Below are 10,404 nucleotides of genomic sequence, written 5' to 3' on the forward strand. Positions count from 1 at the left end.
TTGGAGATGCTTTGATCGACTTTCCTGTTCCCCGCCCGCGAGACTGCACGCCGTCGGAAGGTAGCACGAAGATGCTCGCCGCCGGTGCGCAGGCTGAAGGCGAGTTTGTCCTCGACGGGTGGCTGGATCGACGCAGTCGAAGGCACATTGCTGCCCGCCGGATCCCAAACAGTCTCTCACCGCCCGCCTGGCAGTGGAAATCCGGCCGACCGAAACGCTGACTCTGGCGCCGTCGCTATTTCATCAGCGGACCACGACATTTTAGCTTGAGGTGCGCTCAGCCTGGCTACGTCGATGGTTCGGTGGACATTCGGTCCACGCAGAACTTCAATCCGGATCACCCTCGATGTCAAAGCCCCCCCCCCGCGCCACGATCGCCGATACGCGCTCGCGCGTGTGAAAGCTGGCGCTGGCAACCGGCTCCGTCACGGTGATCGCGCCCCTTCCACCCTTACCCACGCCCCCATCGGCAAGCTCAGGGAAGTCGGAGCTGGCACCGTGGTCGGGCACAACCCCTTCGTTCATGGTCAGAATTCATCTCATGCAGAAAATTCAGTCCGGCATCACCCGAAGCCTGTCTCCCCGCACCCAGATTGTGGTGCTTGCCGTCGCCGCGGGGCTGCTGGCCACCGGCACAGGCGCCTCTGCAATATCCAGTCTGCGCGCCGCCAAGGTTGCCGCTCCAGCGACCGCCCGGCGCGCAGGATTTTACCCGACACCCCAACAAAGGAAGTCACTCACTTTCGAAACGGTGGGCCGCTCTGCGCTTTCCGGGTCGGCCATCGAAGCGACCGGCACGATCGCCGTGGACGGCAATCGCAGCACGCCGGTATCGCCCCCCTTTAGCGGGCTGGTCACGCGGCTACTCGTTGAACCAGGCCAGCGAGTGGCCAAGGGGCAGCCGCTGATGCTGATCGAGTCGGTGGAATATGTCGAGGCGCGCGATGCGCTGGTCTCGGCAAGTGCGCAGTATCGCGCCGCCACAGCCCAGTTGCGGCTCGCCCAACAAAACGCCGACCGCTATGAGGCGCTTTACCGAACCGCAGGCGGCGCGCTGAAGGATTACCAGCAAGCGTTGAGCGCCGTCGCCGCCGCCCAGGGTGCCGTGCAGACTGCACAGGCGAGCGTCTCCGCAGCGCGCGGCAAGCTGGCGGTCTATGGCATGGCGACGCCGACGATGCAGACACTGACAGCAGGCCGTGCCGCCTCCGCCACCCAGGCGGTCGTCCGTGCTCCCATCGCCGGCGTGATCGCGCGCCGGGATGTGGCTGCGGGCCAGTTCATCGACGGCAAGGGAGCGGCCGCGTTCGTCATCACCGACCCTTCCACCGTGTGGCTGATCGCGCAGATTGCGGAGAGCGATGCCGCGCAGGTCAGCGTCGGCGATGCGGTGACGGTAACGACTCCTGCCTGGCCGGGCCGGCGGTTCACTGCCCGCGTCGAGCAGGTTGGCGCCGGCCTGGACCCGGAATCGCACCGGCTGCCGGTGCGCGCAACGATCGCGAACCCCGACGGCGCGCTGAAACCGGACATGTTCGCCAGCTTCTCCATTCAACCAGGCGCCCCTGGGGGCGCCCGCACCGCCGCTTCCGCCTTGGTGATTCCGGCCAGCGCGCTAATCCGCGAAGGTGAAGAGTCGCGGGTGTGGATCGCACGCCCCGACGGGGCGCTGGTCCCCCGCGTCGTCACGACCGGCGAACGCGCAAACGGCAAAGTCCACATCACCAGCGGGCTACGCCCGGGCGAGCGCATCGTGACCGGCGGCGCCCTGTTCGTGAACGAAGCGGGGACCCAAGGCTGAGCGCTCGCCAGCCCCCGATCCCTCCCGCCGGCCTCCTTTCAGCGAAAGCTCCATGAACCGCATTGTCGCCTTCGCGTTGCATCAGCGCACCCTTATCGTCATCCTGCTGATCGCGCTGCTCGGCGCCGGCGGGGTCGCATTCAGCAAGCTGAACATCGAAGCCTATCCCGACCCGGTCCCGCCGATGGTCGAGATCGTCACGCAGGCCCCGGGTCTATCGGCGGAAGAAATCGAGCGGAACATCACGATTCCGATCGAGGTACAGCTCGCAGGCATACCGCACGTTACGGCCGTTCGCGCATCGACGCTGTTCGGCCTGTCGGACATCCGGGTCCAGTTCAGCTACGACTTCAGCTATGACGAAGCGCAGCAGCGGATCATCAACCGCCTGTCGCAGATGGCGGCGCTGCCCTATGGTGCCAAGCCAGCCATCTCCCCCACCTCGCCGATCGGCGATGTCTTCCGGTACCGGGTCAAGGGGCCGCCCGGCTATTCGACGATGGACCTGAAGACCCTGCAGGATTGGGTTGTCGAACGGCGGATGAAGTCTGTCCCCGGCGTCATCGACGTGATCAGCTGGGGCGGCAAGACCCGCAATTACGAGGTTGTCATCGACAACAATCGGCTGGTCGCCCACGGCATGACAGTACAGCAGGTGCTTGCCGCATTGGGCAAAAGCAATGCCAATGTCGGCGCACAGACGATCAATTTCGGTCCCCAGTCTGCTATCGTACGCGGCATCGGCCTGATCCACTCTCCCGAACAGATCGGCGCCGTGCTGGTCGGAACCCGGAATGGCGCACCAGTGATGGTACGCGACGTAGCCAACATACAGGTCGGCCATGTCGCGCGCACAGGCATTTCGGGCCAGGACGGCGACGACGACATCGTCCAGGGCATCGTACTGATGCACCGTGGGGCGCAATCCACCCCGACGATTGCTGCGGTGAAGGCGAAGGTCGACGAGATCAATGCGTCTGGCGCCCTGCCGCCGGGCGTGACGCTGGAGCGCATCTATGATCGCGCCGGCCTGATCGCGCTGACGACGCGAACCGTGGTGCACAATATGGTTGAGGGCATGCTGCTGATCTTCGTGATCCAGTGGCTGTTCCTCGGCAATCTCAGATCTGCCGTGATCGTGGCGATGACGATCCCCTTCGCCTTGTCCTTTGCGGTATTGATCCTGATTGCGAACGGCGAAAGTGCCAATTTGCTGTCGGTCGGGGCGCTCGATTTCGGGCTAATCGTCGACGCGACCGTCATCATGGTCGAGAACATCTATCGCCGGCTGGCCGAGCGCTCGCACCTCGCCGGGAAAGCCCAGGCCAGAGCCATGCCAAGCGCTCGACTGGGCACAATCCAGGCTGCGGCAGGCGAAGTAAATCGCGGCATCTTTTTCGCCGCCGCGATCATCATCGCCAGCTTCATCCCGCTGTTCACCCTGTCGGGGGTCGAAGGCCACATCTTCGGGCCGATGGCCAAGACCTATGCCTATGCCATCATCGGCGGCCTGATCGCGACCTTCACGGTCTCGCCCGTACTCTCGGCCATCCTGCTGCCGGAGCATCTCTCTGAGGTTGAGACCCGCGTGGTGCAGCTGCTGCGCCGCCTCTATCGACCGGCGGTCGGCTTCGCGCTCGCCAACCGGGTGCTCACGCTCGGCATGGCCGCGCTGCTCTTCGTCGCGGCCGGACTGGGCGTGCGATCGCTAGGGGTCGAGTTCCTGCCGCATCTCGAAGAAGGCAATATGTGGATCCGCGCAAGCCTGCCCTCCTCGATCTCGATCGAGGAAGGACAGCATGTGGTGAACGACATCCGACGTACCATCCAGGCCTTTGGGGCGGTGGAGACGGTCGTGTCGCATCAGGGCCGCCCCGATGACGGCACCGATCCCTCGGGCTTCTCCAACGTAGAATATTTCGCGCCGCTCAAGCCGGCCGCCGACTGGCCACAGCATATCAGCAAGGAGGAACTGACCAAGCGGATGACTAAGGCGCTGAACGACCGCTTCCCCGGCGTCGAGTTCTCCTTCTCCCAATATATCGAGGACAATGTCAGCGAGTCCGCCTCCGGCGTAAAGGGCGCGAACGCGGTCAAGCTGTTCGGGCCCGATCTGGAAACGCTCCAGCGGCTGGGCAACCGCGTACGCGACGTGCTGGCGAAGGTGGACGGCATCGCGGATCTGGGCGCGTTCCCGCTACTCGGCCAGCCCACCGTCAAGGTCGAGGTCGATCGCGATCGCGCAGCCCGCTATGGTCTGGATACCGACGACGTGAACGACGTCGTTCGTGCCGCAATCGGCGGGCAGGAAGCCGGCCGCCTCTACGAACGCACCACGGACCGAAATTTCCCGATCGTCGTGCGCCTCAAGCCCGAGCAGCGCGACTGCCTGGAAACCATCCGCCGGATCACCATCGGCGCGCCAGCGCCGGGCGGCGGCTTGCGCCAGGTGCCGTTGTCCGAAATCGCCGACGTCCGCCTGACCTCCGGCGCCTCGTTCATCTATCGCCAGCACCAGGAGCGGTACATTCCGGTCAAGTTCGCGGTGCGCGGCCGCGACCTGGGCAGCACGGTGGCGGAGGCCCAGCGCCGCGTCGCCGCCGAAGTGGCGCTGCCGCCGGGCTACCATATCGAATGGGCCGGCGAGATGGGCAATCTCGACAGCGCCGTCGCCCGGCTAAAAGTCGTCGTTCCGGTCAGCCTCGCGCTCATCCTGCTGCTGCTGTTCGTCAATTTCGGCTCGGCGATCGACATGCTGCTGGCGGCCTCCGTCATGCCCATGGCGCTGATCGGCGGCGTGCTGACACTGACCCTGACCGGCACGCCGTTCAGCATCTCGGCCGCGATCGGCTTCGTCGCGCTGCTCGGGATTTCGGCGATGGACGGGATCATCGTGCTGACGGCGTTCAACCAGGCCGTGGACGAGGGGATGGAACGCGCCGCTGCCCTCGCAGAGGCCTGCGAGACCAGCCTGCGGCCGGTGATGATGACCTGCATCGTCGCCGCGATCGGGCTGCTACCGGCCGCCATGTCGAGCGGAATCGGCAGTCAGGTGCAGAAGCCGCTCGCGCTGGTCGTGGTCGGCGGGATGATGCTCGCACCCATCCTGATCCTGCTCGTCCTGCCGGTTCTAATCGACCTCGTCTCCCCGCGCGGCCGCCGCGCGGGCCCGTACTCCCCGTCGGAAGTCGTCCTGCCATGATGCGCTTGTCGTTTCTCTCGCTGCTCGCCCTCCCCCTCGCCGCTTGCGCCACCGCCGGCACCGATTTCCGTGTACCCTCCCCGCCGGCCAGCCAAGGCTATCCACTTGCCAAGACAGAGGGAACTCCCGCGGACGGGCAGCGCTTCGTGGTGGGGACCGCGGTACCGCAACGCTGGTGGACCTTGTTCGGCAACCCCGCACTCGACGGCTTGGTCGAGGAAGCGCTGCGCGCCAACCCGGATGTCGCGACCGCTGAGGCAAGGCTCCGGCAAGCGCGAGCCCAGGCCGCCGTCGCCGAGGGTGCGCGCCTGCCCGCGATCGATCTCAGCCTCCAGGGCGAAAAGACCCACACCTCGCGCGCGCTGTCCGGCGTCCTCGCTGACGACAAGCGCTACCTCTACTCGCTCAGCACGACGCAACTTTCAGTCAACTATCCGCTCGATCTGTTTGGCGGGCTCAAGCGGCGTGGCGAATCCGCGCGGGCGACGGCGGAGGTCCAGGCGCACCGGCTGGCGGCTGCGCGCCTGACGGTAGCAACCAACACTGCGCTGGCGGTCATCCGTCTGGCATCCATCCAGAACCGCATCGAGGCGCTCGGCCGCTCGATCGGCCTGCGTCGGCAGCTGCTCGACCTGTTCCGCCGCCGCCAGGCGCTTGGCGAGGTGGGTACCGCGGAGATCGAGGCCCAGCGGACCGCGCTGGCCCGCGCGGAAAGCGCGTTGCCGCCCCTGCGCAAGGCCGAAGCGCACGAGCGGGCGACGATCGACATTCTGCTCGGCAGGGAGCCCGGTGCTGTTCCCTTACCGACGATCGCGATCAACGCTCTGCACCTGCCGCAGGACCTGCCGCTCACCTTGCCAGCCGAGATCGTCCGGCAGCGCCCCGATGTTCTGGCCGCACAGGCCCAGCTTCACGCGGCCAGCGCCGATGTCGGTGTTGCCATCGCTGCGAGACTGCCCGCCATCACGCTCAGCGGCAATGTCGGCGGACGCGCGATCGCGTTTGACCGGATGTTTGCCGGCGGCAATCCCTTCTGGACGATCATCGGCGGACTGACCCAGCCAATCTTCCGCGGCGGAGCGCTACGGCGCCAGCAGGAGGATGCCCAGGCCGCGTTCGACGCAACCAAGGCGCAGTATCGTGGGGTCGTCCTCGCTGCGCTAGCCGACGTGTCCGATGCCCTTCTTGCGGTGCGCGAGGATGGTGAGGCGGTCCGCGCCGCACTCACCGCCCACGAAGCGGCAGAAAATACGCTGGCGCTAATATCCCAGCAGGTGCGCCTCGGTGCGTCCGGTACGCTGGAAGTGATGAACGCCGCTACCGCCAGCACCGAAGCGCAAACCGAGCTGATCGCCGCCCGGTCCATGCGCCTCGCCGATACCGTTGCCCTGTTTCAGGCGCTTGGCGGCGGCTATTCGGTCAATACCAAATAGCGGTGCCGCGGGGGCGAGCCGCCATCTCGCCTCCCTTCCCAGCCCCGGCGTGCGGCCTCAGGCGCGATCAGGTTCCAGCAGGGCCGCATACGCGCCGCCCCTGGCAATCAGCGCGTCATGGGTGCCCGATTCCACCACAGCACCCTGTTGCATCACGACGATCAGGTCCGCCGAACGCACAGTCGACAGCCGATGCGCGATGGTGATTGTCGTCCGGTTCTTGGAGAGATCCGCCAGAGCCTCGCTCATCGCCTGCTCGGTGCGTGTGTCGAGGGCGCTGGTCGCCTCGTCGAGCAGCAGGATCGGCGGATCGCGCAAGATGGTGCGGGCAAGTGCCAGGCGCTGCTTCTCGCCGCCGGAGAATCGATAGCCGCGCTCACCGACAATGGTGTCGTATCCTTCCGGCAGTGCCTCGATATAATCGGCAATCTGCGCCGCACGGGCGGCAGCCGCCAGCTCCGCATCGGTGGCATCGGGCCGCGCGAAGCGCAGATTATCGGCGATGCTCGCATGAAGCAGATAGGGTTCCTGCGTAACCACGCCGAGCATGTCGGTGAGCGACGCAAAGGTCAGGTCGCGGATATCGATACCGTCGAAGCGTATCGCGCCTTCATCGACATCGTACAGCCGCGCCAGCAGATAGCCGAGCGTCGTCTTGCCCGAACCGGTCGACCCGACGATGGCGACATGCGCGCCTGCGGGAATGTCGATCGAGACGTTGCGTAACGTCGGTTCGCCGCCCTTTTCATAAGCGAAGCTCACTTTGTCGATGCTGACGGCACCGCGCATGTCGGCGGGCGCCACGGTGACGGCATCGGGGCGCTCCACGATTTCCACCGGTCGATCGAGATAGTCGAACACGCGGGCGAACAGGGCGCGGGTCGTCCGTATCTCCAGCCCGGTGCGCAGCAGCTCCTGCAGCGGCCAGAGCAGTTGCTCCTGCAGCGCGATCATCGCCACCAGCGTGCCGATGGAGATCGACACGTCCCGGCTGATCAGCCAGCCGCCGAGAAACAGCGTCAGCGCCGGCAGCGCATCGAGCAGCAGATGGATCAGCTGCCACTGCCATTCGCCCGCAGTGCTGGAGCGCACTTCCAGCGCGCTTACATCGGCCGAGGTGCGCGCGAAACGGCGGACGAGATGCGCGTTGCGCCCCATGGTCCTGGCAAGGATGATGCCGGAAATCGACAGCGTTTCCTGCACGGCCGACGACAGGTCAGCCATACGCGCCTGCTGGCGATCGGTATAGGCCTCGCGCTTTTCTCCAACGCGGTCGCTGAGATACACGACCGCCGGAATGATGATCATCGAAAAGAGCGCAAGCCGCCAGTCGAGCAGCAGCATCGCGATCGCCGTCATCAGAACGAGGCTGACATTGCGGGCCAGCTCGTGCGCGGTGTTGGTGACGAGCGATTGCAGCCCGCCAATGTCGTTGGCAATGCGCGACTGGATCTCGCCGGTCCGCGTCTTGGTGAAGAAGCCGAGCGAAAGCGACTGGAGGTGCCCGTATACGCGGACGCGCAGGTCGTGCAGGATCGACTGGCCGATCCGCGCCGACAGGATGGCATGGGCGGCGTTGATCGCGGACGCCAGCGCACCGGCGCCGATCAGCGCCACCACCAGCAGAGTCAACAGGCGCATGTCGACCCGCGGCAGCGCCTGGTCGATGATCGCGCGCAGCAGGAACGGCGTGGTGAGGCCCACCGCTGCACCCAGAATGATCAACAGCCCGACGAGGGCAATCCGGCCGCGATAGGGGCCGAAGAGTGCAAGCACGCGCCGCAGCGAGACTTGAACGCCCTCGCCTTCCTCTTCCTCCCAATCGGTCTGGGGTTGGTCGTCTGACATCACGCTTTCACTCTTCCACTCTTCCAACTAGCAAGAATGCGCCGCCGCCACGTGTGGCGGTCCACGTCGTCGCGCTAGCGCTCTTCGGTACTCGTCTGATCCAGCTGCCGCACGCCAGCGGCAATACGACGCTGACGCTGAGACCGCCCGTTCGCCGGTTCGCCAACGCGACCGATCCGCCGCTGGCCGCGATGGCGCGGCGGGCGATTCCGAGCCCGAGACCAAAGCCCGCACCGCTCTGGTTCGCTCCTTGCACAAATGGCTCGAGGAGCCGGGTCGCCTCGCCCTCGGCGATGCCCGGCCCTTCATCGTCGATGGTGACGATGCAGTGCGACATGCCGTTCCGCGCCAGCAATAGGCTCACGACCGCGCCTGAGGGCGAGAAGCGAAGGGCGTTGCGCAGGATGTTCTCAAAGGCACGATGAACCAGCTGGCCGCTGCCCAGGATCAACCAGTCGTCCTCGCCACTGTCCGCCGGCAGGTCGACGGCCAGGATCACCCCCTGCGCCTCGGCCTCGAACCGCGCATTGTCGGCGACGAGCTGCAGCACCTCGTGCAGATCGAAATATTCCTCGCTCGAACCGGCATCGCTCTCCAGCCGCGCCAGCGTCAGCAATTCGCCGACCAGCACGTCGAGATTCTCCGCCTCGCGATCGATCCGGTCGAGCGAGGCTTCGAGCCGGGCCGGGTCGCGGCGTAGCAGGTCGGCCGCGAGCCGCATTCGCGCGAGCGGCGATCGTAGCTCGTGCGAAACGTCGTGGAGCAGCCGGTCGCGGGCGGCGACCAGTTCCTGAAGCCGTTCCGCCATGGCGTCGAAATCGCGCGCGAGATCGGCGACCTCGTCCTTGCGGCGCCCCATGGTAGGCCCGAGCCGCACGCTCAGGTCGCCCTGCGCCAGCCGGCCGAATCCCAGCTGGAGGCGGTGGATCGGCGAAGAAAGATAGGCGGCCAGCATGGCGCTGAACGCAAGGCCGGCGAGCGCGATGGCGATCAGCTCGTCGGGCGGGATGACGGTGGAGACCCAGTCCTCGCCGGCATGGGACAACGGCGGCGTGGCATAGCGCAGGCAATGGCCGCCCGCCCGGCGCGCGATCGCCCGGGGGGCCGCCGGCCGCGCACAGGCGTCCTGCGCCAGTGGCGCCAGCGTCAGGCGGGTGCGCTGCACTGCCGGCCAGTTCACGATCTGCTGCGCCAGCCCCTGCGGGCCGCCACGCTCCAGCGCCGTCGCCGCCGTCTCGACCAGCACCGTGCCGGTGGCATAGGCCGGGTCCCAGTCCGGTCGCGACGGGGCAGGCTGGAGCGACCAATAGGACCAGAGGCCGGTGGCCAGCACCAGATAGGCCGCCCAGAAACCCAGCCAGATCTTCCAGAACAGGCGCCGCTTCACGGCGCTACCCGCAGGCGATAGCCGACACCGCGAATGGTCTCGATCTCCGCTGCGTCCGCGCTTGCCTGGCGCAGCTTCTGGCGCAGGTTGCTGACATGCACGTCGATGCTGCGGTCATATCGCAGCCGCTGGCGTCGCAGGGCTGCAAGCGAGAGATCATCCTTGGTGGAGACGATGTCGCCCGCCCGCATCAGCGCTTCCAGCAGGCTGAATTCGGTGGCGGTCAATTCGATCAGGCGACCGTCCCAGCGGGCATCGCGCCGGGCGGGATCGAGCGTCAGCAACCCCGTCGCCAAGGGGCCGGCTGGGCCGGTGCCGCTGGTCCGCCGCAGGACCGCGCGCAGCCGCGCAAGCAGTTCCCGCGGATAATAGGGCTTGGCGACATAATCGTCGGCACCAAGTTCCAGGCCGATCACCCGATCGACATCGTCGCCCCGCGCCGTGAGCATCACGACCGGCAGCGTGCTCGTCTCGCGGATGCGGCGCAGCACTTCGATGCCGTTCATCCGCGGCAGCATGATGTCCAGGATCACGGCCTCGAACCGGCCGGTCAATGCCTGCTGCACGCCCTCTTCGCCGCTGCCGGCAACGGTGAGCACGAAGCCCTCTTCGGCCAGATACTCGCGCAGCATGGCGCTCAGCTCGGCATCGTCGTCGATCAGCAGCAGGTTGGTCACATCTCGTCCTCTGTTGCGCAGGATGCTGGGGTGTCGGGCGCGCGATGTCAGCCCTT

The 10,404-nt window shown here is 66.5% G+C and carries 7 protein-coding genes; 3 read left to right on the top strand and 4 right to left on the bottom strand.

All coding sequences use genetic code 11. The features are described 5' to 3' along the window. Positions 1-327 precede the first annotated feature (327 nt). Entirely contained in the window at positions 328-525 is a 198-nt protein-coding gene (locus tag ACT53K_RS07660; protein ID WP_476228009.1) for a hypothetical protein, read from the bottom strand. 16 nt (positions 526-541) lie between these two features. On the opposite strand from ACT53K_RS07660, the gene ACT53K_RS07665 reads away from it, so the two are divergent. Genes ACT53K_RS07665 through ACT53K_RS07675 form a run of 3 tightly spaced genes read left to right on the top strand, consistent with a single transcriptional unit; the run spans position 542 to position 6,436 of the window. Then, on the top strand, positions 542-1,801 hold the full coding sequence (locus tag ACT53K_RS07665) for an efflux RND transporter periplasmic adaptor subunit (RefSeq protein ID WP_476228010.1): 1,260 nt from the start codon (positions 542-544) through the stop codon (positions 1,799-1,801). A 52-nt stretch (positions 1,802-1,853) separates the two neighbouring features. Then, positions 1,854-5,003, top strand: a complete 3,150-nt coding sequence (locus ACT53K_RS07670) for an efflux RND transporter permease subunit (protein WP_476228011.1) — start codon at positions 1,854-1,856, stop codon at positions 5,001-5,003. Next, positions 5,000-6,436 (top strand): efflux transporter outer membrane subunit, encoded by a 1,437-nt coding sequence (locus ACT53K_RS07675; RefSeq protein WP_476228012.1) that lies wholly within the window; start codon positions 5,000-5,002, stop codon positions 6,434-6,436. The genes ACT53K_RS07670 and ACT53K_RS07675 overlap by 4 nt, the downstream gene beginning before the upstream one ends. Before the next feature lie 57 nt (positions 6,437-6,493). Here the strand turns inward: ACT53K_RS07675 and ACT53K_RS07680 are convergent, their stop codons facing one another. Genes ACT53K_RS07680 through ACT53K_RS07690 form a run of 3 tightly spaced genes read right to left on the bottom strand, consistent with a single transcriptional unit; the run spans position 6,494 to position 10,348 of the window. Next, positions 6,494-8,284, bottom strand: a complete 1,791-nt coding sequence (locus tag ACT53K_RS07680) for an ABC transporter ATP-binding protein (RefSeq protein ID WP_476228013.1) — start codon at positions 8,282-8,284, stop codon at positions 6,494-6,496. Between the two features lie 7 nt (positions 8,285-8,291). Beyond that, a complete protein-coding gene (locus ACT53K_RS07685; protein WP_476228014.1) occupies positions 8,292-9,671 on the bottom strand; it encodes a HAMP domain-containing sensor histidine kinase in 1,380 nt (459 codons plus the stop codon). After that, positions 9,668-10,348: a response regulator transcription factor gene (locus ACT53K_RS07690; RefSeq protein WP_476228015.1), complete on the bottom strand. Its 681-nt coding sequence runs from the start codon at positions 10,346-10,348 to the stop codon at positions 9,668-9,670. The genes ACT53K_RS07685 and ACT53K_RS07690 overlap by 4 nt, the downstream gene beginning before the upstream one ends. Positions 10,349-10,404: the final 56 nt, after the last annotated feature.

Source organism: Sphingomonas sp. DMC8 (genome assembly GCF_056314185.1).

Coding starts and splice junctions, on each gene's coding strand:
- ACT53K_RS07660 (WP_476228009.1), bottom strand. CDS start 525: ATGAACGAAGGGGTTGTGCCCGACCACGGTGCCAGCTCCGACTTCCCT.
- ACT53K_RS07665 (WP_476228010.1), top strand. CDS start 542: ATGCAGAAAATTCAGTCCGGCATCACCCGAAGCCTGTCTCCCCGCACC.
- ACT53K_RS07670 (WP_476228011.1), top strand. CDS start 1,854: ATGAACCGCATTGTCGCCTTCGCGTTGCATCAGCGCACCCTTATCGTC.
- ACT53K_RS07675 (WP_476228012.1), top strand. CDS start 5,000: ATGATGCGCTTGTCGTTTCTCTCGCTGCTCGCCCTCCCCCTCGCCGCT.
- ACT53K_RS07680 (WP_476228013.1), bottom strand. CDS start 8,284: ATGTCAGACGACCAACCCCAGACCGATTGGGAGGAAGAGGAAGGCGAG.